The organism is Geobacillus sp. C56-T3 (assembly GCF_000092445.1).
Classification (GTDB): domain Bacteria; phylum Bacillota; class Bacilli; order Bacillales; family Anoxybacillaceae; genus Geobacillus; species Geobacillus thermoleovorans.
The window spans coordinates 35,784-58,378 of sequence record NC_014206.1 but is presented as its reverse complement, the minus strand read 5'-3'; the positions used below and the strand labels follow the sequence as shown (position 1 = coordinate 58,378).

Below are 22,595 nucleotides of genomic sequence, written 5' to 3'. Positions count from 1 at the left end.
TACTTTATCCTAAAACAAGAAGGGCTAAACATGTTTTCTTGCGTTAGTCGAACAGGACGCTGACAGACTTCATTTCATACACGCGCGTAATCGCTTCAGCAATAAGCGGAGCCACCGACAGCTCTACAATTTTATCAATTTTTTTCTCTTCTGGCAAGGCAATTGAATTGGTGACGACCAGTTCCTTAATTTTGGAACTTTGAATGCGCTCGATCGCTGGACCAGACAGCACCGGATGGGTGCAGCACGCGTACACTTCCTTCGCTCCGCTTTCCGCTAGAGCGTTGGCCGCGAGCGTAATCGTGCCGGCCGTATCGATAATGTCATCAATCAAAATGGCCGTTTTCCCCGCCACTTGCCCGACAATGTTCATCACTTCCGCCACGTTCGGCTTCGGCCGGCGCTTATCGATAATGGCAATCGGCGCTTTCAAGCGGTCGGCGAGCTTGCGCGCCCTTGTGACACCCCCATGGTCCGGAGAGACGACGACAATATCTTCCAATTGTTTGCTTTTGAAATAATCCGCCAAAATGGGCACACCCATCAAATGATCGATTGGAATATCGAAAAATCCTTGAATTTGGGGGGCATGCAAATCAAGCGTGATGACGCGCGACGCTCCGGCCGTCTCGAGCAAGTTGGCGACCAGCTTCGCTGTAATCGGTTCGCGCGAACGCGCTTTCCGGTCTTGACGGGCATAGCCGTAATACGGCATCACGATATTGATCGTGCGGGCCGAGGCGCGCTTTAGCGCGTCGATCATGATAAGCAACTCCATCAAATGCTCATTGACCGGCACGCTCGTCGATTGAATGACGAACACATCGTCGCCGCGGATGCTTTCTTCAATGTTGATTTGAATTTCCCCGTCGCTGAAACGGGAAACGGAACATTTGCCGAGCTCGATTCCCATGACTTCTGCAATTTCCTTCGCCAACTTCATGTTCGAGTTCAGAGCGAACAATTTTAATTGATGCTGACAGTCAGACATGATAGACCTCCGCTAAGATTTTTTCTTGCCTGGCAGGCGATCGACATAATTTTCTTTATTGACTTGCCGGGCGCGGGCAATGGCGAGCGCGCGACCGGGGACGTCATTCGTGATCGTCGATCCGGCGGCGACGTAAGCGCCTTGTCCTACCGTAACCGGTGCAATCAAATTGACATTGCAACCGATAAACGCCCCGTCTTCGATTTTGGTCATATGCTTATTCACGCCGTCGTAGTTGACCGTAATCGACCCGCAGCCAAGATTGACATCGGCGCCGACTTCAGCATCGCCGATATAACTCAAATGCGGCGCCTTGCTTCCTTTGCCAAACGTCGATTTTTTCACCTCGACGAAATTGCCGATCCGCACCTCATCGTCGATTTTTGACAGCGGACGAATATGGGCGAACGGGCCGATCGTCACATCCGAACCAATCTCACTGTCATGGGCGACCGAATGGCGAATCGATGTGCGATGGCCGATATAGCAATTTTTAATTTCCGAATTCGGTCCAATGACGCAGTCTTCACCGATCACCGTCTCGCCTTCAATCACCGTGCCGGGGTAAATGACCGTGTCGCGTCCGATCATCGCCTCGGCGGAAATATAAGTGGAAGCCGGATCGATGATCGTGACCCCGTTTTTCATATGCTGACGGCAAATTCGAGCACGCATGATCCGCTCCGCTTCGGCGAGGGCGATGCGGTCGTTTACGCCGATCGTTTCCTCAAACGACGGCGCCTGATAGGCGGATACAACGCCGCCGTCCGCTTTGATAATTTCAATCACATCCGTTAAATAATATTCACCTTGAGCGTTGTGGTTGGTCACTTTTGTAAGCGCTTGAAACAATGTCTGGTTGTCAAAGCAATAGATTCCCGTGTTAATCTCGCGAATGTTCCGCTCTTGCTCGCTCGCATCCTTATGTTCGACAATTTTCTCGACATGGCCAGCCTGGTTGCGGACAATGCGGCCATATCCGGACGGATCATCAGCGATGGCCGTCAATACGGTCGCCTTCGCCTTGGCGGCCATATGATGCTCGACGAGCGTCTCCATCGTCTCAGCGGTGATGAGCGGCGTATCCCCACAGACGACAATCGTCACTCCTTCAAGGCCGCGCAAATGCGGAGCCGCCTGCATGACTGCATGCGCCGTCCCGAGTTGCTCCTCCTGCAGGGCATATTCACACTGGGAGCCGAGCTGTTCTTTCACTTGTTCCGCCCCAAATCCCACTACCGCAATCGTTTTTTCCACCCCGAGCTTCGACACTTGGTCGATGACGTGCTGAACCATTGGCTTGCCGCAAACGGGATGAAGCACTTTATACCACTTTGATTTCATCCTCGTCCCTTGTCCGGCCGCCAAAATGACCGCATATCGCTTCATGTGAAAGGCCTCCAATTACCCTTTTATCCATAATTGAATATATATGAATCAGTGGCACTTTTCAAGGAAACAATGCGGTTGCCAAAAAAATAGAGAGCTTGGTGAATTTCACCTAAGCTCCCTTTCATATGTTTACGAAGCGCCAGCTTCTTCAAGTTCTTCTTCCAACTTCCCGAGGCGGTGATATTCAGCGAGGATCGCCTCCTGGATTTTCCCGCGCGTGGCGGAATTGATCGGATGAGCGATATCACGGAACTCCCCATCTGGTGTGCGCTTGCTCGGCATCGCGACAAACAGCCCATTGTTTCCGTCGATGACGCGGATGTCATGGACGACGAACTCGTTGTCCAACGTAATGGAGGCGATCGCTTTCATCCGTCCTTCGGTATTGACGCGGCGTAATCTTACGTCTGTCACTTCCATTTTGCTCACCACCTTTTCCCCTATATGAGACTCGATGTAATTAATTCCACGTGTTCGAGTCATTTCCTTCTTTTTTTTCGAAAAATTTTTTATAAATTTTTATGTAGGGAAAAAGTGGGGCTAATCATTACGGAACGAGGGCAACGACTTCAATTTCGACAAGGACATCTTTCGGCAGCCGGGCTACTTCCACGCATGAGCGCGCCGGCTTATGGTTCGGGAAGTATTGGCTGTACACTTCATTCATCGCCGCGAAATCATCCATATTTTTTAAAAATACGGTCGTTTTCACCACTGTATCGAGCGAAGCTCCGGCCGCTTCCAATACGGCTTTCAAGTTTTGGAACACTTGATGCGTCTGCGCCTGAATGTCGCCTTTCACCAGTTCCCCTTCTGGGGTGAGCGGGATTTGCCCCGAGCTGTAAAACATGTTGTTGACGATGATGCCTTGCGAATACGGGCCGATCGCTTGCGGCGCCTTCGTTGTCTCTACTTTTCTCATGAGCCAGTCTCCTTTCTTGATTTTTATGTCAAGCAGCAAGCTGCTACAAAAACGCTTTGTAATTGCCTTCCTTAACAGAGATCCTCTTTTCTTTTGCATCCACCTCGGACAGTTTGACGAGCGAAATGTATTCATCGACCAATCGCTCTTTTGCCTCTTCCGACTCCACGAGCACGCCAATGCCGGAGACATTGCCGTTAAACTCCTGAAGCAAACTGATCATGCCGTTGATTGTACCCCCCGCCTTCATAAAATCGTCGACGATGAGCACATTGGCTCCTTCCGCTAAGCTGCGCTTCGATAGGACCATCGTTTGGATGCGTTTGGACGAGCCGGATACGTAATTGATGCTCACCATCGGTCCTTCCGTCACTTTATTGTCATGGCGGACGATGACAACGGGCACATACAAAAAGTTGGCGATGGCATACGCGAACGGAATCCCATTGGTGGCGATCGTCATGACGACATCCACCGGACGGTCGGCAAACATCGACGCATAAAGGCGGCCGATTTTGTTCATAATACGGGGATCGCCAAGAATGTCGGTCATATACAAATATCCACCGGGAAGAAGCCGATCCGGACGCGACAGTTGTTCACACAAATACGCAACCACTTCTTCCGCTTCCTCAGCATCCATTTTTGGAATGTATTGCACGCCGCCGGCAGCGCCGGGCAGCGTCCGAACGGTTCCGATTCCTTGCTGCTCGAACGTCTGCTTAATGATGGCCAAATCTTCGCTGATCGACGATTTGGCCGATTCGTACCGCTCGGCAAAAAATGTAAGCGGAATGAGCTGATGTGGCCGTTCAAGAAGATAATGCGTCATATCAACTAAACGGCCGCTTCGCCTTAGCTTCATAGCCGACCTCCTGAAACCGAATATTATAAATATATTTTAACAAAAATGTACGTGTTTAATCAAGAGAATGTCGTTCTCCTAACATTCTCACCGCAAACACTTGGTCACAAAAGCCGCGCAACCCATTGTATACCCGCTGCATTCTGGAATCGTGCTCGATCAGTCCAAACACGGTCGGCCCGCTGCCGCTCATCAGCACCGCATCAGCGCCAAACCGCTTCATTTGTTCTTTAATATGCGCGACTTCCGGATATTTTTTCAACGTCACTTCCTCAAGAACGTTGCCGACCAACCGGCAGATCGCCGCATAATCTTGCCGCTCGATCGCTCTCACCATCGCATCGACATCCGGATGGCTGACACGCTCAAGTTCCAAGTTTCGGTACACTTCCGCCGTCGATACACCGATCGGGGGCTTGGCCAGCACAACCCAGCACGGCGGCGGTGAAGCGATCGGAGTGATGATTTCCCCGCGCCCCGTCGCCAAGGCGGTTCCGCCGTAGACGCAAAAAGCGACATCCGAGCCGATTTTCGCCCCGAGCTCTGCCAGTTCATCCATCGTTAATCCGAGCTGCCAAAGCTTGTTCAACCCGCGCAGCGTCGCCGCCGCATCGCTACTTCCTCCCGCCAATCCAGCGGCCACCGGAATATGCTTCGTAATCGAAATGGCCACCCCTTGGCGGATCGAAAACGTCTCTTTAAGAAGCTTCGCCGCCTGATACGCCAAGTTGCGGCAATCATCGGGCACAAAGCGGTTTTGCGAAACGATGCGGATCGCATCTTCCTCCGGCAACGCGACAAGCTCAATGCGATCGGCCAAATCGATCGTCGTCATCACCATTTTCACTTCATGGTAACCATCCGGGCGCTTATAAAGAACGTCGAGTGACAAATTGATTTTCGCCGGCGCTTTTATCGACAACCTCACTCATCCTCACCTACTTCCACGCGCAATCATGAATAAGCGGATCGGCATCCATCGGCTGCTTTCCGTCTCCGCCGTCTTTGCCCCGTCTCATCCGCCTTTCTTTCGTCAACCCATTTTATCATATTACCATGTTCTGGCGACGACGCCAAACAATATATGTATGCAAAAAAAAGGGCGCCCCGTTCGCGGGACACCCTCGCCGCAACACGCCCCGCTGCCGGCGCTATTCCGTTGTTCCGGCCAGCTGCCGCTCCGCCCGTTCAATCGCCAATCTGACCATGTTTCCTGCGTCTTTCGCGCGGATGGCGCCCCACCCCTCACGTTGCACGACATCGTAAAAGCCCAACTCTTTCGCCAGCTCTTCTTTCAAGCGTTGCGACATAATCCCGCGGCGTCGACCCAATGTCAGCACCCCCTTTCCATGTTCATTGGCGCTATGGCATGAAACGTTTGGCAACCCGCCGGCGCATCAACAAGCCGGCTTTGCATTTGGCCGGGCAAAAGGCGGCTGCGGCAGTTTTAGTATGAAATAAAGGGGGCGGTTTTATCATAGTTCCGAAAGAAAACTCCCGCTTCAAGCAAAGCGAAGTGGGAGTAGTTCACGTCACCTATTTATGACAAAACAAAAAACAAAAAACAAAAAACAAAAAGCAAAAAAGCAGCAAACAAATCTGTCTACTGCCCCCCTGCTTGCTCATCATCCCAAAACGTCAACTTTACCGTCTCTGTCAATACGTCGGCATAGCTGAACGATACGCGTTCAAACGAATTCTCTTTTTGATCCAGCTCAATGACAAATACGGATGGATATGTTTCCGCCAAAATACCACAACGCTCAATCATTTTTCTGCGTCCGCCGTTGGCCCGCAGCGTCAACCGTTTCCCGATATTGGAATCCAGCGTTTTTTTAATATCGGATAAAGTCTTTGGCATTCATCATCCACCTCACTATTTGTAATTATAACAAAGATGATGTCTAAAGTCAAAAAATAAAAATTATATCAGGGCGTTTTTATTTCTGTCAATGTATATTTTTCTACAGAGTCAGTCAAGACTTTGTGGAGAACATTTTTTCGGTTCACTACGGGCGTTGTCAATCACTAGTTAGCGAACCATTTTCAGGAATTAATATCGTAAGCGCTTTCGGACTCTCATCCCTCATCTTGAGGCGATGATACGATATTCCATTTTTTTACACCCAACCACCATCCCGGAGCGCCGACAACGCTTGATGGATCGGCGTCCCGGATGACCGCTGCAGACACGGTAGATTCTGACGCACCACATCTGCCCATAACCGTCCGGCCTTCCGTTTGGCCTGTTCGATCCGCTTGGACTTTGTTGAGGCCGAGACGGCCGACTGGGGCTCTTGCTCCTCCCACCGTCCCTTTCTCCACCCGATCCCGTCGATTCGGGCCGCCATCGCCCTCAGAAACGCCCGAAGCCCTTGGTCTTTCCAGCTGCGGCGGGATTTCACCCGATGCGCAAACCGGCTCATCACGCTCTCGGCGTGGCCCATCGGACGCATGCCGGTCGTCTCCACCCTTGCTCCGACAGCCACTCCCGATAGTCCCGGATGCATCCCGGCATCGACTCGATCCGGCGGATCATGGCAGCCATCTGCTTCTCTTTCGCTTCGTCCTCCAACGTACCGACCGCGCTGTTCAGCTCCACCAGAAGCCCCTCTTCGTCTTGTTTCGCCAGCTTCTTCCGCACCTCCCGCCAACGCGGATGGCCGGACAGACACTGACGCAGCTCCCGCGCCACATGAAATCGATCCAGCTGAAAGCACGCCCGCTTCCCAAAATACTCCCGGCAGGCCGTGATCCACGACGCCGCGTCGCCGTTGATGATCAAAAGGTCCCGGCACGGATCATAGGCATATTCGTTCATCAGCCACTCTTCAAACCGTTCCCACACGTCTCCCGCCCCTTCATGGAGGTAGTGGCGCCGGTTTACCAGCTCAAGCTGCGAACCGTTTCGTTTCCATCCCTCGTGAATCGCCAGGATTTTCTCTTCTTTCGCCCGTTTCCCTTTCCCCTGGCGGGAAATGAACAGCCCATCCGCCTCCACAAACAGCACTCGGCCGTGCCGTTTGGAAACAGGGTGGTGCAGCGAGACAGGGGCCTCGAGCACCAACCGGCGAATCGCCTCGTGACTCATGACCGTATACCCCACGATCGACTCCAGCGTGCGAGCCGCTTTGCGGTAGGAAGAGCACTCTACGGCCAACTCGACCGCCGTTTCCTCGAGGCAAGGGCTGATCGATTGGGCTCCATCAAAGCCCAGTTCGGCATCCAGCAAGAACGTATACGCCCCCGTTTGCCGATCATAGTAGTCGTTCCGTCGGAATGTCACTTCCCCAAACAGCGTTTGGATCGTAGTCGGCCGTTTGTCTTTCAGCTGATGCCGGCGCTTGTCCCGCGCTTCCGCCAGTTGTGGATCGATCTCCTCCAAAAGGGCCGCCAACAAGACAGCGAACACCTTTTGAAGAGTTCTGACGAATTGCTCCTCCAGCTCTTTTAATAAAAGCCATTCTGTGGTAAGATGTTTCATGGACTCTCTCCCTCCTGTTTTCGGTTGGTTTGCCAATCACCATCATAGCAGGGAGAGAGTCCTTTTTTCACGACATTTGCTTTTTCTACCGCGCTTCGCTTGGTGGCCCCGACGAGCGTCGCGAACAAAAGTTCGCAACCCTCGTCGGGGATCATTTCGGAATGTCACCCACAAATATTTTACTCACACTTTTCTACAATATCCTTCTTTTTATGTGTGATGTGGAACTTTTTTGTAAAAAAATGCGACGGACGTATAGAAAAAACCGCCCATCAACTGCGGCGGTTTTCCTCTCGATCCTCAATGAGGCGAAACGGCATCCCGGTGCGGAGCACGCCTTTCGTTTCCACCCCACCAAGCCCCTTTTCCCCGGTTAACGTGTTGCGCAACACATCCCATACGTCGACCGTTTCGGTGAACGGGGTGAAGCTGAGGCGCGAAACGATATAGACGGGGTCCAGAGCATGAATGTTCACCCGCGCTGGTGAACTGGCAAAATTCGCCCCAGCGCGGATGAGCGACTCAAAGTGCGACTGGCAGGCGCCGGCGAAAATGATCAGTTGGTCCAAATGGGGCACTTTTTTGCGCGCCTCTTTCACCGTTTGCACAAAATGGCGCGAATGGCGGTACGCTTTTAACTCATGCACCTTTCCTTTTGACTTCGAATACGAATCATGCCCGGTGATGACTAAAATATCAGGGCGAAACTGCTCGATCCAGTAGCCAACTTTTTCCGGCATTTCGCTTTCCTCGCAGTAAATGCCGTGCACCGGCACGCCGATCCGCTCATACAAATCCATACATTTGCGCAAATATAACGGGTCGCCATCCAAATGGAGGACGCGCCCCGGAATTTGAAAAAAATCTTTCTCCACCCGGTATCCGCCGGTCGCCCGATATTCGACTTTTTGCTTGATCGCCTGATAATCTTGGCGAAAAAGCCGATACGATTGTTCGATCAGCTCGATTTCCCGCTTTTTCCGTTCCTGTTGCTCCTGCTCATCGATGACGACTAAATCGCTGCACGGAGCGTCCGCGACGAGGCGCACATCTTCACCATACAAAATCGCTTCCCACTCGCCGTTTTTTTCTTTAATATCAATCACTCGGAACAATAAATCACATTGGTAAGACTTGCGGGCGACAATATCGCCGATTTTAATGACGTCCATCACCGCTCACTCCATTGCATAATCGTTGTCATCCATACGATATGCACGTGCGGACAATAGGTGATAGACGCCTGTTTGGACGGCTTTGGTTGACGAAAAGACCGCTGCCCCCCCAGAGGAGCGCTTTCTTTACGACTCCTTCATTTGCCGAAAAGCGGTGCCAACGCGTTGCTTAATGAAGCAAACTCAGCGATGTCAAGCGTCTCTCCACGTCGGCGCGGGTCAATGCCCAAAGCAACGAGCACTCGTTCAATTTGCTCTTTGTTCTCTTTTCCTCCCGGCAAATTGTTTGTTAAGTTGTTGAACAGCGTTTTGCGGCGCTGGGCGAAGCTTGCCCGCACCACTTGGAAAAACACGCCCTCATCGTCGACAACAACAGGCGGATGCTGCCGCTTTACGAGCCGGATGACAGCAGAATCAACGTTCGGCTGCGGCATAAAGACGGTGCGCGGCACCGTCATGATGACTTCCGCTTCGGTATAATACTGCACAGCGATCGTCAGCGAGCCGTAATCTTTCGTCCCTGGCTTAGCGGCAAGACGGTCGGCGACTTCTTTTTGCAGCATGACGACCATGCCGCGGATCGGCAACCGCTCGGTAAGCAGCTTCATAATGATCGGTGTCGTCACATAATAAGGTAAGTTGGCGACGACCATCCGGTCGCTTACATCAGCCAATTCCTCGGCGATGACGGCATGCAAGTCGGCCTTTAATACATCTTGGTGAAAGATGCGCACATTGTCATAAGGAGACAGCGTGTCGGCCAAAATGGGCAACAGTCGGCCGTCGATTTCGAAAGCGACGACTTTTTTCGCCCGCCGCGCCAATTGTTCCGTCAACGCTCCGATGCCCGGTCCGATTTCAATCGCTCCTGTATCAGGGGAGATGTCGGCAACATCCACGATTTTCCGCAAAATGTTCGCATCGATCAAAAAGTTTTGCCCAAGGCTCTTTTTAAACGAAAAGCCATATCGCTCCAAAATTTCTTTCGTCCGCCCCGGTGTTGCAATATCTTTATACATCGTCCGCCTCCTCCTGCATCACGTGCGCTAACGCGGCATAAAAAGCATCACGGGAAATGCGGAACACTTGCAGCCGCTTATGAAACTGCCGACCGTTCGCATAGCCGATTTTCAGCTCCTCGCCAAGACGCTGCCGCCGCCGGCGCGCCATCGCGCCGCCGATCAACCCAGCCTCGATCAGTTCAGCAAACGTAATTTCTTCCTTCCAATCCGACGCCTCTTCATACACGTTGGCGAGCGCCCGACGGATTTCGTCAGGGGACGCGTGCTCAACCCCGATGCCCTTGCCGTTTTTCGCTTTGGCCGCCTCGCGCGGCAAAAAGGCATGCTTGCACCCCGGCACCTGTTCGGCAATCGTGCGGCGAATTTTTTCGCCGGGAAAATCGGGATCGGTAAAAATGATCACGCCGCGGCGCTCTTTCGCCAGCTTGATCCGCTCAATGACATCCGCGCCCACTGCTGCTCCGTTTGTCTCGATTGTATCGGCATCGACGGCGCGCCGGATCGCCGCCGTATCATCTTTTCCTTCCACAACGATCACTTCTTTGATCTTCATCCTCCCATTGCAGAAACAACGGAATCGTCTCTTTTTCCTATTTCTGCAATGCCTCCTTTCCGGTAAAATCAAAAGTAAGGCGAATCATCGCCGAAAGCCGCTTCATTCCCTTATTATTTTTTGAATTTCGCTGAAACTTTTTTTCCGTTTGCATCGTCTAATTTAGCAGAAGCGGCGCGCATTGTCGCGGCACAATGCCATTATAGCGAAAAAAAGCAGAGGGAAAAAACCCTCCGCTTCGTTCTCCCATCGCATCTCTATGGCAATACCCGTATTTTCACGCGCTTTCTGCCCCAACGAAACGCATCCGACCGTTCCGGGAAAAACACATCAATTTTATATCCGCGGATGCCTGAACCGGTGTCAGCGGCAATGGCATATCCGTATCCTTCCACATACACTTTCGACCCAAGGGGGATGATGGACGGGTCGACCGCAATCACTTTAGCGGAAGGATTTTTGCGCAAGTTGATGCCCGTGCTTGTTATGCCTGAACAGCCTGCACAATAGGCAGTGTAGGCGGTGGCGGTGACGTAAAATTCCTTCGCGGCATGGTCCGAGCCGCGCGAGGACGGGCGGTCGGGCGCGGCAGCTGAGCGCACCGTTTTCGTGCCGATGGCGACAATGCGCGCCTTGCTTTCTTTTAGCGTTTTCGCAGCGATTAGTTTGCGCGCCGTTTCTTTGCCGTTTTCCAATGTCACCTCATACGTTTTTTGAACCGTCCCTTTTTCTCCAGGCTGAATGACGCGCCGCTCTCCTTTCGGCAATGAGTCATCCCGTTTTGTCACCACGGCAAAGTCGACGGGTTCTTCCACTACATCGGTGACTTTTTTTACTCGGATCACGCGAATGGTCATCTGTTCTTTGACCGTTTCATGCAAGGAGGGCTCTATCCGATCGAATTGACCTAGCTGAATCCCTTGCTGCTTCAAAAAGTCAGCGACCGTAGTCGAAGTTGTCCATACCTGCTGTTGTTTACCGCCGACATTGACGTGGACTGGAAACGCCTTTTCAACGCCGATGTCCATGCCTTTTTGAATTTTCGCCGAAAGCGCCGGCGCCACTTTGTCATACGCCCCGACCGCCACGTGCTGCGAACGGAGCAGCTCCGCGACCGTATCGGCTGTCGTCCATATCTTTTTCTTTTTTCCATTGACTGTCAGCGTCACTTCTTTGCTTGCTTCCCAAACAATATGGAGATCGTCGGTGATCGGCGAATGCAAGGACGGATAAACATAATCTTCTTTGCGCGGCTGAATGTTTTGCTCCGCAAGCAGCTCTTTCACCGTTTTCGCATGAGTGCGGATTTCTTGTTTGTTTCCGTTTTTGATCAGCGTCACATCGTCTTTGGCCATCTCATATCCAGCAACCCCTGTCGTCGCGGAGATGGCGAGAAACCCGCCCGCTGTGACGGTCACGTTTTTCCTCCATAAGTCCAGCCATTTCCTCCCATTCGGCAACATCAGATGAACGCCTCCTTTTTCTACGGAATTCCCCTCTCCCTTTAACATGTACGCACGAGCATACTCTATTATGCAGAAAATTCAGTGAAAAAGGAAGGAAGACTTGTCGACACGCGGTTGGCTCATATCGGCTGAATTTGTAGAATTTTATCGTCTTCGCCGCACCTTCGACAAGCTTCCCCGCTGTTCGACGCCTAATTTTAGCGGTCGATGGCGAACAATTTTTTGGCATTTTCCGCCGTTGTTTCCGCTACTTCGGCAAAAGAAATGTTTTTGATCTGTGCGATCGCTTCGGCAACGTATTTGACATAGCTCGGCTCGTTTCGTTTGCCGCGGAAAGGGTGAGGCGTTAAATATGGACAATCGGTTTCGATCAATAAATGGCTGAGTGGAATCTCCTTCGCCACTTCCTTCGGTTTTTTCGCATTTTTAAACGTGACCGGTCCGCCAAGGGAAATGAGAAAATTCATGTCCATGCACTGTTTGGCCACCTCGACGCTGCCGCTGAAACAATGCATAATCCCGCCGACTTCGGCGGCGTTTTCCTCTTGCAAAATTTTTAAAATATCCGCCGTCGCCTCACGGTTATGAATAATGATCGGCAACTTCACCTTTTTAGCCAGCCGGATTTGCTGCCGGAACACCTCTTGTTGCACGTCTTTCGGCGATTTATCCCAATGGTAGTCAAGCCCCATCTCGCCGAGCGCCACGACTTTCGGGTGGGCGGCGAGCTGTTCAATCATCTGCAAATCATCGTCCGTCATCTCGATCGCATCAACCGGATGCCAGCCAACCGCCGCATAAATAAACGGATACCGCTCGGCCAGCTCGATCGCCCGATCGATCGTCGGACGGTCAAACCCGACGACGACAATGTGTGAAACCCCTTCATCGCGGGCGCGTTCAATGACTTGTTCCAAATCTTCTTCGTATTGGACTGCATTCAAATGTGCGTGCGTATCAAACAGCATACTAATGCCCTCTTTTCCACCTTGATGTTAAGTGTAGCATAGAAATTGGTTACATACGTCACATTTCGTTAACATTTCCATTACAAAATAGCGACAAGGAGGTGTCAAGCGCAACACCCCCCTGCCAAGCAAACCGTTATTTGATTTTCGTTCCATTCGGCACGTGTTGATCAACCGTCGCCAGCGAAAATTCCCCGCCGCTGCCTCCGGCTAGAATCATGCCTTCCGACCATTCGCCGCGAAGCTTGGCTGGTTTTAAATTGGCGACGCAAATGACTTTTTTGCCGACGAGTTCTTCTGGTTTGTAAAACTCAGCAATGCCGGAGATCACTTGCCGCTTCTCGCCGCCAAGGTCAAGCTGAAGCTTCAACAGCTTATCGGCGTTTTTCATCCGTTCGGCATGGATGACTTCAGCGACGCGCAAATCGACTTTGGCGAACTCGTCAATCGAAATTTCCGCCGCCTCCGCTGCTTTTTTTTCCTCTTTTACCGGTTCGGCGGCCGGTTTGCCCCCTTGCATATGCGCCTTAATGTACTCCACTTCCGCTTCGATGTCGAGGCGCGGGAAGAGCGGTTCTCCCTTTTGCACTTTTGTCCCTTCCGGAATGAGGCCGAAATCGTACAAGCTGTCCCATTCTTTTAATGAATGATCAGTGATGCCGAGCTGAGCGAACATGCGCTCCGGCGTGCGCGTCAAAAACGGCTGGAGCAGCACCGCCATATGGCGGAGCGATTCAGCCAAGTGGGTCATGACGGCGGCAAGCTCATCCCGTTTCTGTTCGTCTTTCGCCAATACCCATGGCTGCGTTTCATCGATGTATTTGTTCGTCCGGCTAATCAACTGCCAAACAGCGGCAAGCGCGACGGAAAACTCCATTCCCTCCATCGCTTCTTCATATTGACGCACCACTTCGCGCGCCGTTTGCGCCAACTCTTGGTCAAACGGTGTTTTCGGCCCGCGGTATGGCGGAATAACGCCGTCGAAATATTTCTCGATCATCGCCACAGTACGGTGCAACAAGTTGCCTAAGTCGTTGGCCAAGTCATAGTTGATGCGCTCAATAAATCCTTCCGGCGTAAACACGCCATCAGCGCCGAACGGCACTTCCCGCAGCAAATAATAGCGGAGCGCATCAAGCCCATACCGGTCGATGAGCGTCACTGGGTCGACGACATTGCCTTTCGATTTGGACATTTTTCCATCCTTCATCAGCAACCAGCCATGGCCGAATACTTTTTTCGGCAACGGCAAGCCGAGCGCCATCAACATAATCGGCCAATAAATCGTATGGAAACGGACGATTTCTTTGCCGACCAAATGGACGTCCGCCGGCCAATATTTGCGGAACTTTTCATCGTTGTCCGTGCCGTAGCCGAGCGCTGTGATATAGTTGGCAAGCGCGTCGATCCAGACATAGATGACATGCTTCGGATTGCCTGGCACTTTAATGCCCCAATCGAACGTCGTCCGGGACACAGCCAAATCCTCAAGCCCCGGCTTAATGAAGTTGTTGATCATCTCATTTTTCCGCGATTCCGGTTGGATAAAATCGGGATTTTCTTCGTAATATTGCAACAAGCGGTCGACATATTTGCTCATCCGGAAGAAATAGGACTCTTCTTTCACTTTCTCAACAGGCCGGCCGCAGTCCGGACAGTTGCCGTCCACAAGCTGCCGCTCAGTGTAAAACGATTCGCACGGCGTACAATACCAGCCTTCATATTCGCCCAAATAAATATCGCCTTGTTCGACAAGACGGGTGAAAATTTGTTCGACGACTTTTTTATGCCGCTCCTGCGTTGTGCGAATAAAATCGTCGTAGGAAATGTCGAGCTTCTTCCATAGCTCCTGAATGCCAGCGACGATCTCATCGACGTATTGCTGCGGCGTTACTCCTTTTTCTTCCGCCTTGCGCTGAATTTTTTGCCCATGCTCATCGGTGCCGGTCAAATACATGACATCGTAGCCGCGCATCCGTTTATAGCGAGCCATGGCGTCCCCCGCCACCGTTGTGTAAGCATGACCGATATGCAGGCGGTCGCTCGGGTAATAAATCGGCGTCGTCAAATAAAACGTTTTTTTCTCCATCGGTTAGGCCCTCCCTCGTACTGTTGAGCACAAAAGCCCCCGTCCGGCGACGAGAGCGGCGTTACTTCTATTTTACATAATTTTTTCATTCTACAAAAACATCTATTTCTCGTGGGCTGAAAAAATATACCCAAACCGGCAAAAATACGGCCGCGTTTTCAATCATCGCTGCGAATTTGTTATATAAGGATAGAGTTTAGATGGGCAAATTCATTCGTTTTCTCCTTTCTTTCTAAACAAACTTTTTTTTGAAATAACAATATACATTTTTTTTAAATTTTACATATTAAAGGATTGACGCTTAATGGAAACACTGATATGATTAGGTTGTAGGAAATTTGTCGAATATTGACGAATAAACGACAAAAAACTTTTTTGCGGAGAGGAGAATCGACGATGAAATCGACAGGGATCGTGCGTAAAGTCGATGAGTTAGGCCGCGTCGTCATTCCAATTGAGCTGCGACGTACTTTGGATATTAACGAAAAAGATGCGTTGGAAATTTATGTTGACGATGACCGCATCATTTTGAAAAAGTATAAGCCGAACATGACGTGTGTCGTCACCGGCGAAGTGTCGGACGACAACTTCAAACTGGCCGGCGGCAAAATCATTTTAAGCCGCGAAGGCGCGGAAATTTTGCTGCAGGAGATCCAACAGCATCTAGAAGCAGCAACAGACAAAGAAAAAGAATAAAAAAGTTTCTCTGGCTTCAGAGAAACTCTTTTTTTTCTTCTTCTTGCTGTTGATGATACTGCCGATAAACGTCGCGTTTCGACATATTTCGATCACTGGCCGCCTGTTTCACCGCCTCCTTGACGGAAAGGCTGTGCTCGCGAATATAATAATCGACATGTTCGACAAGCGAAAGCGGCTGCCACCATTCCTCTCCCTCTTGCTCTTGTTTATTCCCGTCTCGCGCCCCTTCGACAATGAGGCAAAATTCGCCGCGGATGTCATGTTCTTCCGCCCAGGCGACCGCATCGCTTAAATCGCCGCGGATGAACTCCTCAAACCGTTTCGTCAACTCGCGGCCAAGAGCGATGCGCCGATTGCCGAATATATCATACATAAGAGCGAGCGTTTCTTTCAAGCGGTGGGGCGCCTCATAAAAAATTAACGTCTCCGCCGCTGTTTTTAATGACAGCAGCTGCTCTTTTTTCTCTTTTTTCGCCCGTTTCAAAAAGCCGACAAACAAAAAGCGGTCCGTGGGCAGCCCGGAGGCGACAAGCGCTGTCAATGCCGCGTTCGCTCCAGGAAGAGGGACGACGCGGCAACGCTCGGCAAGCGCCGCAGCAATAAGCTCATAGCCCGGATCGGAAATGCCGGGCATCCCGGCGTCGCTCACCAATGCCACCGTTTTTCCTTCCTTCAGCCATTCGACAAGCTGCCGGCCGCTCGCGTATTTATTATGCTCATGGTAGCTGACGAGCGGCGTATGAATGCCGAAATGAGCGAGCAGCTTTTTCGTCTGCCTTGTGTCCTCGGCGGCGATGACATCAGCTTCCTGAAGCGTCCTAACCGCACGAAACGTCATATCCTCCAAATTGCCGATCGGCGTCGGCACGATGTACAGCGTCCCTTGCTCTGTTTGTTCGGTAAAACTTTTTTGCTGCCAAAGCATCCTTGTTCCGCCCCTTTAAGATGAAATAATGCCATATAAGATCCGCTTCGTCTCCTCGGTATATTCGTTATTCTCATCATACACGACAAGCGGAGGCAACACTTTTAAGTCCGGGCTTGCATCTTTTGTCCCTTCAATTAAAATCATGTTCGCCTCTTTGCCCTCTTTCGGGTACACAAAGCGGAGCCGTTTCGGCTCAAGACGGTATTGGCGCATGAGCGTCACAAGGTCAAGCAGCCGCCCGGGCCGGTGGACGAACGCCGCCTTCCCTCCTTGCTTCAACAGCTGGCTGCTGACTCGAATCACATCCTCTAGGGTGCAATAAATTTCATGGCGGGCGATGGCGATATGTTCATTTTTGCTCAGTTCGTCTTTGCCGACTGCCGGAAAATACGGGGGGTTGCACGTGACGACATCGTACCGGCTGTAACCGATCCGTTGCGGCGCTTCTTTAATGTCGCCGTGTATGATCTCGATTTGTCCTTCAAGCCCGTTGTATTGCACGCTTCGCCTCGCCATGTCGCAAAGCCGTTCTTGAATTTCGATGCCGATGATCGTCCCTTTTGTTCGCCGGCTCAACAAGAGGGGAATCACCCCGTTGCCCGTGCACAAATCAACAATCTGCCCCTTTTGAATCGGCATATAGGCAAAATGAGCAAGGAGCACGGCATCAAGGGAAAACGAAAATACAGATGGACTTTGAATGATGCGGAGCTCTTCGTTAAACAAATAATCGAGCCGTTCATCCTCGTACAATTCCACCATGACGCACGACCCTCCATTGAAAAAAATAACCTTTCCGAAACGGAAAGGGTGGCGCTGCCTTTAGTTTTTGTTCAAAAACGACAAGCAAAACAAACAATCGCCCTCGGTGCGAATGCTTCCGTAATGGATGTGACAAATATGAAACCCTTCTTGGTAAAGGCGGGCTAAATTGTCATACCCTTCGCCAATGTCGATGAGTTTTTTGCCATGTTTGTCCCCTTTTCGTTTGCCTTCTTCCCATGCTTCTGACAATTGTTCAAGCCGACGGCGCAAATGAGCATTTTCGATTTGCAGCTGGTGATTCTCTTCTAACAGCTCCGTTACGCGCTGTTTCAGCTGTACCAGCTCTCGGTAAAAATAACTAAGTTGCTCTTCCATATTGGCCACTGATCGAAACACTTCTTTTTTATCTACTTTTTCCACTGGCCCCACCCCAAATTAATCTGCGACGCGAATGGACAACGTCCCGTTTTTCATCAGCTCATCGAGTGTATATTCGACGACCCGTCCGAATTCTGGAAGCTCGATTTGCAGCACCCGCTCTAAAATGTTCAAGCCGACGACTTTGCCGAAGCCGTGCGGTGTTTCGACATATTCCCCTAAATCCGGGAGTTGTTCTTTCGCCGTCTCATACTCTTCGTTTTCATATTTCAGGCAACACATCAGCCGGCCGCACAACCCGGAAATTTTCGTTGGATTGAGCGACAAGTTTTGATCTTTCGCCATTTTGATCGACACCGGTTCAAAATCGCCTAAAAACGTCGAACAACAAAGCATGCGGCCGCACGGCCCGATGCCGCCAAGCATTTTCGCCTCATCGCGCACCCCGATTTGCCGCAGCTCAATGCGCGTGCGGAAAATCGACGCTAAGTCTTTCACAAGCTCGCGGAAATCGACGCGCCCATCGGCAGTGAAATAAAAGATCACTTTATTGCGGTCAAACGTATATTCCACATCGACGAGCTTCATTTCGAGCCCGTGCTCCTCCACTTTGCGCAAGCAAATGTCATACGCCTCGCGCGCCGCCTTTTTGTTTTCTTCTACAATCCATTTATCTTTCTCATTCGCCACGCGGATCACTTTTTTGAGCGGCAGCACGATGTCGTTTTCGTCGACTTGTTTATTGGCGATGACGACTTTTCCGTACTCAATGCCTCGGACCGTCTCGACAATGACGAATTCGCCGACGGGAATAACGGCATCGCCAGGGTCAAAATAATAAATTTTCCCTGCTTTTTTAAAACGGACGCCGACTACCGTATACAACGGCTCTCCCTCCTTTACCGCTTTAATTGAAGAACGAGCTGCTCAACAAGCAACGCCGTGCTCATATTCGTTGTATTTAAACGCGTTTTCGCTTGTAAAATCGCTTCCATGCCAGCCACAATCCGCCGCTGCGGGCAAGCAAGCGCCCATCGTTGCAGGCGGTCCAGCTGATCGCGGTATAACACGCCGTCCATCTGCCCGGTTTGAATATGCAACAAATCGCGGTATAAATATAAAAGCAAATCAAGTCCAAGGTCAAGCTGATGGCTTTCCAAAAAATGCGGAAACAAGCGGTCGTGGATGAAAAACAAAAGCTGCAGCTCCGGCTTGCCCAGCATCTCATACCATTGTAGCACTAATGTTCGCGCCTCGGCAAACCAACTATCTTTGGCAAGCGCCAGTGCTTCCTCGAAGCTGTTTGTCAAATGGGCAGCCAACAGCGCCAACGGCAACGGCACGTGCTCCTCGACAAGTCCCTGGGCGAGCTCTGCCGGCGGCAACGGCCGGAACGAAAGCACTTGACAGCGGGAAACGATCGTCCCTAGCAGGCGGTGGTATTGCTCAGTCAGCAATACCGCCACCGTCCCCGGATGCGGCTCTTCCAAAAATTTCAGAAGGCTGTTGGCAGCGCTTGTCGTCATTTGATCGGCGTGCTCAACGATGTACATTTTTTTATCCGACTCGACCGCTGTTTTCGAGAACTCTTGCTGCAGCCATTCGATTTGTTCCTTTTTGATTGATCCTCCATCTGGGCCGATCACCCGGAGGTCAGGGTGGTTGCCGGAGTCGATGCGCCGGCAGTTGCGGCACTCTAGACACGGGGAAACTCCGATTGGGGACAGACAAAACAAACGTTTCGCCAACAACAAACTGGCCGCTTTTTTGCCCGTCCCCCGCTGCCCCTCAAACAAGTACGCATGAGAAATCCGCCCTTTTTCCAAGCCGCTTTGCAGCATTTTCGCCACCACCGGCTGGCGTTTCGCTAGCTGTTCCCATCGCATCGCCATCACTCTTCCTTGATTTCTTATTTCTATTCTATCATGTCCGCTAGGAATCATCACGGTCGGATTCATGGAAATGGCGCTGTCATCTTCCTTTCAAACGGGAAAGCACCGCGGCTGTTGTTTCGGCGAATACATCATCAAGCGGGCGGTTCGCGTCGATGACGACAATGCGGTCGGCAAACCGTCTAGCGAGTTCCCGATACCCTTCTCGCACCTTCTCATGAAAAGACAACGTTTCAAGGTCAAGCCGATTCACTTCCCGGCCGCGGTTTCGTCGGATTCGTTCAAGCCCAATTTGCGGATCGATATCAAAATAAATCGTCAGCGACGGCATATACCCATCAATAGCGAACTCATTAATTTTCCATACTTCCTCAATGCCAAGCCCGCGGGCAAATCCCTGGTAGGCGAGGGAACTGTCAACAAACCGGTCGCAAAGGACGACGCACCCAGCCTCAAGCGCCGGCACGATTTTCTCAAGCAAATGCTGCCGGCGCGCCGCCGCATACAAAAGCGCCTCCGTCCGCCCGTCCATTTCCGTATAATCACGGTTTAAAATGATTGAGCGAATCGCCTCGGCAATGCGCACCCCGCCCGGTTCCCTCGTCGCCACGACGTCAATCCCCCGCTCACGCAACAACGACTCCAATTTGCTGATCATCGTCGTTTTGCCGGCTCCTTCCGGCCCTTCAAACGAAAAAAAGCATCCGTTCATCACTCGCGGCATCCTTTCCATCCTTCCTATTCGTATACAACCAGCTGACCATCTTTCAGCCGGCTTCCGCCTTGTATGTGCGCTCGCTGACAAAGAAGCTGGCGGATCTGTTCAATATGGCCGCGGCCGATCCGTTCTCCGACCCACACGAGCGGCACCCCAGGCGGATATGGAATGACCGTTTCCGCTGCTATATGTCCTTCAGCTTCCTCGAGCGCCACAGCTTTTGTCCGCAAATGGCGCAGCTCATTATACGGGACTAAAACCGATAGCGGCGGTCCGAGAAAAGGCGAAGCGTTACACACCGGCGCCTCGCCATCTGGCAAATCGCGCCACGCTCGTTTGATTTTCTCCGCTGCTTCCTGAAGCCGCCCGGTTACCGCCAGCGGGCAAACGAAAAGCACGTTCATTCGATCAGCAAGCTCGACAAACACCCCTTCGCGCTCAAGCCAACGTTGCAGTTCATACCCGGTCAAGGAACAGCGCGTCTGCACCGTTACTTTCAGCGGGTCGGTCTGTACGCCAAAATGGCGGGAACAAACGACTGCCACCCCATCAATATCGGCCAAGGCTGCTTTAAACTTCTCAATTTCTGCCACGATCGCCGCCGCATCGCTTTTTGAAAGCTGGGCGACATAACTCCGCGCCAAATCGAGCGACGCCATAATCGGGTAAGACGGGCTGCTTGACTGAAACAACTGCAAAAAATATTTCAACCGCTCAAGATCAACCCGCTCGCTGTTTACATGCAAAAACGCTCCCATCGTCATCGCCGGCAACGTTTTATGCGCCGACTGCACGACGACATCAGCGCCATAGCGAAGCGCCGATGTCGGAAAAGGGGGGCCGACAACGAAATGGGCGCCATGCGCCTCATCAATCAGCACCGGAATGCCATGTTCATGAACTAGACGGACGATTTCTGTCAAATCGGCGGCCATTCCATAATAATTTGGGTTCGTCAATACAACCGCAGCAACATCATCATAAAGCGCCAACGCCTCTTTGACCGCTTCAGGACGAATGTGCGAAGCGACACACACATCACGATCAAACTCGGGAGCAAGTAGAACAGGAGTGGCTTCCATGAGTTGCAATGCATGCATCACCGATTTATGGCAATTGCGTTGTACAATCACTTTCTTCCTCTTTCCATCACACACGGCGGCGATCATTGCCAAATTCCCTGCCGTCGAACCGTTCACAAGGAAAAACGTCTCCCTAACGCCATACAGCTCCGCCGCCAGCGCCTGCGCCTCGGCAATCACCGACTCAGGATGATGCAAGTCATCCAAGCCGGAAATTTCCGTCGCATCCAACGCCAACAGCGGCGCAAACATATCTCGCCCTCGTTTCGAAAACAAAGCGCCGTATTTATGTCCCGGCACGTGAAACGAAACCGGGCGGCGCGCCCAATGGTGCACGAGAGCGTCATATAAAGGAGTTTTCGTTTGATCCATCATCATCCTCTTTCCTTGCTGTCTGTCCCAGAACGGCCGTCATCCGGGCAGACTGCCGAAATGCATGGGATATGCAGGAGAAACATCAAACATATAGTATCACAAACGTCCGAAAAAACGCACGAGTCGCGTCAATCGCAAATAAAAACAGGCCCAAATGCAGGCCCTGATTACGAGTGAATTTTCGATGTAAACATTTTGCGCAGCTGCCGCACATAAAACGAGTAGTTCGGGTCGTCCGTATTCGTTTGCACAATCGCCCGGTTGCAGTCCAAACAAAGAAAATGGCCAAAAAGGAAAATCCCTTCCTTTTTTTCCTGTTCACAAACGATGCATACATGTTCGCGTTGATTCCGGTCTGCTATTGATGTCCTCACGCTCTCCACCTCCCATCCTCTATGTTTCCCACATTGCTAACATTCTATACTAGTAGATGAAAGGAAGAGAGACATTGAGCGGGTCCTTATCGTTTTTTCCTCAAAAAACGAAAGCAGCCAATTGCACCAATGCAACTGGCTGCTCGTTTATTGCCTAGCAGCGACCTACTCTTGCAGGGGCGCTGGCCCCAACTACCATCGGCGCTGGAGGGCTTAACTTCCGTGTTCGGGATGGGAACGGGTGTTTCCCCTCCGCCATAGCCACTAGGCAAGCGGTTTGATTTTGACATCATTTATTATACTTGAAAAATAAACAATGTCAAGAAGGAAATTCATTCCTTCAAAACTAGATAACCGTCGGAAGAAGCCGCTCGCCTGCGCTTTTCGCTGTCTAGTTCCGGCCGCCATCGGCTCGCGACGCTTCGGTCCTGCTGCGGCGGGCTAAGCCCGCTCGCAG

At 51.6% G+C, this 22,595-nt stretch carries 23 protein-coding genes, 1 rRNA gene and 1 pseudogene; 1 reads left to right on the top strand and 24 read right to left on the bottom strand.

The window, feature by feature from the left end; genetic code table 11:
- Nucleotides 1-43 precede the first annotated feature (43 nt).
- The 15 genes and pseudogenes from GC56T3_RS00275 to metG all read right to left on the bottom strand — a co-directional run bounded on the left by GC56T3_RS00275 (nucleotide 44) and on the right by metG (nucleotide 14,927).
- Nucleotides 44-991, bottom strand: a complete 948-nt coding sequence (locus GC56T3_RS00275) for a ribose-phosphate diphosphokinase (RefSeq protein ID WP_012820445.1) — start codon at nucleotides 989-991, stop codon at nucleotides 44-46.
- 12 nt (nucleotides 992-1,003) lie between these two features.
- Entirely contained in the window at nucleotides 1,004-2,380 is a 1,377-nt protein-coding gene (glmU, locus tag GC56T3_RS00270; RefSeq protein WP_012820444.1) for a bifunctional UDP-N-acetylglucosamine diphosphorylase/glucosamine-1-phosphate N-acetyltransferase GlmU, read from the bottom strand.
- A gap of 132 nt (nucleotides 2,381-2,512) precedes the next feature.
- Complete coding sequence (gene spoVG / locus GC56T3_RS00265; protein WP_003247437.1) at nucleotides 2,513-2,803, bottom strand: septation regulator SpoVG; 291 nt, start codon at nucleotides 2,801-2,803, stop codon at nucleotides 2,513-2,515.
- Nucleotides 2,804-2,930: 127 nt separating this feature from the next.
- Nucleotides 2,931-3,305 carry a RidA family protein gene (locus tag GC56T3_RS00260; RefSeq protein ID WP_011229557.1) on the bottom strand — a complete coding sequence of 125 codons (375 nt, stop codon included), beginning with the start codon at nucleotides 3,303-3,305 and terminating at the stop codon, nucleotides 2,931-2,933.
- 43 nt (nucleotides 3,306-3,348) lie between these two features.
- On the bottom strand, nucleotides 3,349-4,170 hold the full coding sequence (purR, locus tag GC56T3_RS00255; RefSeq protein WP_013143963.1) for a pur operon repressor: 822 nt from the start codon (nucleotides 4,168-4,170) through the stop codon (nucleotides 3,349-3,351).
- Between the two features lie 55 nt (nucleotides 4,171-4,225).
- Nucleotides 4,226-5,098, bottom strand: coding sequence for a 4-(cytidine 5'-diphospho)-2-C-methyl-D-erythritol kinase (gene ispE, locus GC56T3_RS00250; protein ID WP_013143962.1), 873 nt, complete (start codon nucleotides 5,096-5,098; stop codon nucleotides 4,226-4,228).
- A 223-nt stretch (nucleotides 5,099-5,321) separates the two neighbouring features.
- A complete protein-coding gene (locus GC56T3_RS00240; protein WP_013143961.1) occupies nucleotides 5,322-5,501 on the bottom strand; it encodes a small, acid-soluble spore protein, alpha/beta type in 180 nt (59 codons plus the stop codon).
- Nucleotides 5,502-5,773: 272 nt separating this feature from the next.
- Nucleotides 5,774-6,031, bottom strand: coding sequence for a biofilm formation stimulator Veg (gene veg / locus GC56T3_RS00235; protein ID WP_011229553.1), 258 nt, complete (start codon nucleotides 6,029-6,031; stop codon nucleotides 5,774-5,776).
- Between the two features lie 259 nt (nucleotides 6,032-6,290).
- A pseudogene (locus GC56T3_RS00230) lies at nucleotides 6,291-7,654 on the bottom strand (ISLre2 family transposase).
- Between the two features lie 272 nt (nucleotides 7,655-7,926).
- Complete coding sequence (gene yabG / locus GC56T3_RS00225) at nucleotides 7,927-8,826, bottom strand: sporulation peptidase YabG (RefSeq protein WP_012820440.1); 900 nt, start codon at nucleotides 8,824-8,826, stop codon at nucleotides 7,927-7,929.
- Nucleotides 8,827-8,966: 140 nt separating this feature from the next.
- The gene (rsmA, locus tag GC56T3_RS00220) at nucleotides 8,967-9,848 is read right to left on the bottom strand and encodes a 16S rRNA (adenine(1518)-N(6)/adenine(1519)-N(6))-dimethyltransferase RsmA (protein ID WP_011229551.1); all 882 of its coding nucleotides are present in this window, start codon (nucleotides 9,846-9,848) and stop codon (nucleotides 8,967-8,969) included.
- Entirely contained in the window at nucleotides 9,841-10,404 is a 564-nt protein-coding gene (rnmV, locus tag GC56T3_RS00215; RefSeq protein WP_014194568.1) for a ribonuclease M5, read from the bottom strand. The genes rsmA and rnmV overlap by 8 nt, the downstream gene beginning before the upstream one ends.
- Before the next feature lie 257 nt (nucleotides 10,405-10,661).
- Nucleotides 10,662-11,867 (bottom strand): G5 and 3D domain-containing protein, encoded by a 1,206-nt coding sequence (locus GC56T3_RS00210; RefSeq protein WP_013143960.1) that lies wholly within the window; start codon nucleotides 11,865-11,867, stop codon nucleotides 10,662-10,664.
- 200 nt (nucleotides 11,868-12,067) lie between these two features.
- The gene (locus GC56T3_RS00205) at nucleotides 12,068-12,838 is read right to left on the bottom strand and encodes a TatD family hydrolase (RefSeq protein WP_013143959.1); all 771 of its coding nucleotides are present in this window, start codon (nucleotides 12,836-12,838) and stop codon (nucleotides 12,068-12,070) included.
- Between the two features lie 136 nt (nucleotides 12,839-12,974).
- Nucleotides 12,975-14,927 carry a methionine--tRNA ligase gene (gene metG, locus GC56T3_RS00200; protein ID WP_013143958.1) on the bottom strand — a complete coding sequence of 651 codons (1,953 nt, stop codon included), beginning with the start codon at nucleotides 14,925-14,927 and terminating at the stop codon, nucleotides 12,975-12,977.
- Nucleotides 14,928-15,323: 396 nt separating this feature from the next.
- Here metG and GC56T3_RS00195 point away from each other — a divergent pair, with 396 nt between their 5' ends.
- Nucleotides 15,324-15,623: an AbrB/MazE/SpoVT family DNA-binding domain-containing protein gene (locus tag GC56T3_RS00195; RefSeq protein WP_011229546.1), complete on the top strand. Its 300-nt coding sequence runs from the start codon at nucleotides 15,324-15,326 to the stop codon at nucleotides 15,621-15,623.
- 16 nt (nucleotides 15,624-15,639) lie between these two features.
- Here GC56T3_RS00195 and rsmI read toward each other — a convergent pair whose 3' ends face one another.
- The 9 genes from rsmI to rrf form a co-directional block, all read right to left on the bottom strand.
- The gene (gene rsmI, locus GC56T3_RS00190; RefSeq protein ID WP_012820434.1) at nucleotides 15,640-16,551 is read right to left on the bottom strand and encodes a 16S rRNA (cytidine(1402)-2'-O)-methyltransferase; all 912 of its coding nucleotides are present in this window, start codon (nucleotides 16,549-16,551) and stop codon (nucleotides 15,640-15,642) included.
- Between the two features lie 15 nt (nucleotides 16,552-16,566).
- Nucleotides 16,567-17,316, bottom strand: coding sequence for a tRNA1(Val) (adenine(37)-N6)-methyltransferase (locus GC56T3_RS00185; protein ID WP_012820433.1), 750 nt, complete (start codon nucleotides 17,314-17,316; stop codon nucleotides 16,567-16,569).
- Between the two features lie 60 nt (nucleotides 17,317-17,376).
- Nucleotides 17,377-17,739 (bottom strand): DNA replication initiation control protein YabA, encoded by a 363-nt coding sequence (gene yabA / locus GC56T3_RS00180; protein WP_011229543.1) that lies wholly within the window; start codon nucleotides 17,737-17,739, stop codon nucleotides 17,377-17,379.
- A gap of 15 nt (nucleotides 17,740-17,754) precedes the next feature.
- Nucleotides 17,755-18,582, bottom strand: coding sequence for a stage 0 sporulation family protein (locus GC56T3_RS00175; protein WP_012820432.1), 828 nt, complete (start codon nucleotides 18,580-18,582; stop codon nucleotides 17,755-17,757).
- Nucleotides 18,583-18,596: 14 nt separating this feature from the next.
- Nucleotides 18,597-19,589 carry a DNA polymerase III subunit delta' gene (gene holB, locus GC56T3_RS00170; RefSeq protein WP_013143957.1) on the bottom strand — a complete coding sequence of 331 codons (993 nt, stop codon included), beginning with the start codon at nucleotides 19,587-19,589 and terminating at the stop codon, nucleotides 18,597-18,599.
- Nucleotides 19,590-19,668: 79 nt separating this feature from the next.
- The gene (gene tmk, locus GC56T3_RS00165; protein WP_041467722.1) at nucleotides 19,669-20,301 is read right to left on the bottom strand and encodes a dTMP kinase; all 633 of its coding nucleotides are present in this window, start codon (nucleotides 20,299-20,301) and stop codon (nucleotides 19,669-19,671) included.
- A gap of 26 nt (nucleotides 20,302-20,327) precedes the next feature.
- Entirely contained in the window at nucleotides 20,328-21,761 is a 1,434-nt protein-coding gene (locus tag GC56T3_RS00160) for an aminotransferase class I/II-fold pyridoxal phosphate-dependent enzyme (protein ID WP_013143956.1), read from the bottom strand.
- 170 nt (nucleotides 21,762-21,931) lie between these two features.
- The gene (locus GC56T3_RS00155) at nucleotides 21,932-22,138 is read right to left on the bottom strand and encodes a sigma factor G inhibitor Gin (protein ID WP_011229538.1); all 207 of its coding nucleotides are present in this window, start codon (nucleotides 22,136-22,138) and stop codon (nucleotides 21,932-21,934) included.
- 152 nt (nucleotides 22,139-22,290) lie between these two features.
- Nucleotides 22,291-22,407 (bottom strand): 5S ribosomal RNA (gene rrf / locus GC56T3_RS00150).
- Nucleotides 22,408-22,595: the final 188 nt, after the last annotated feature.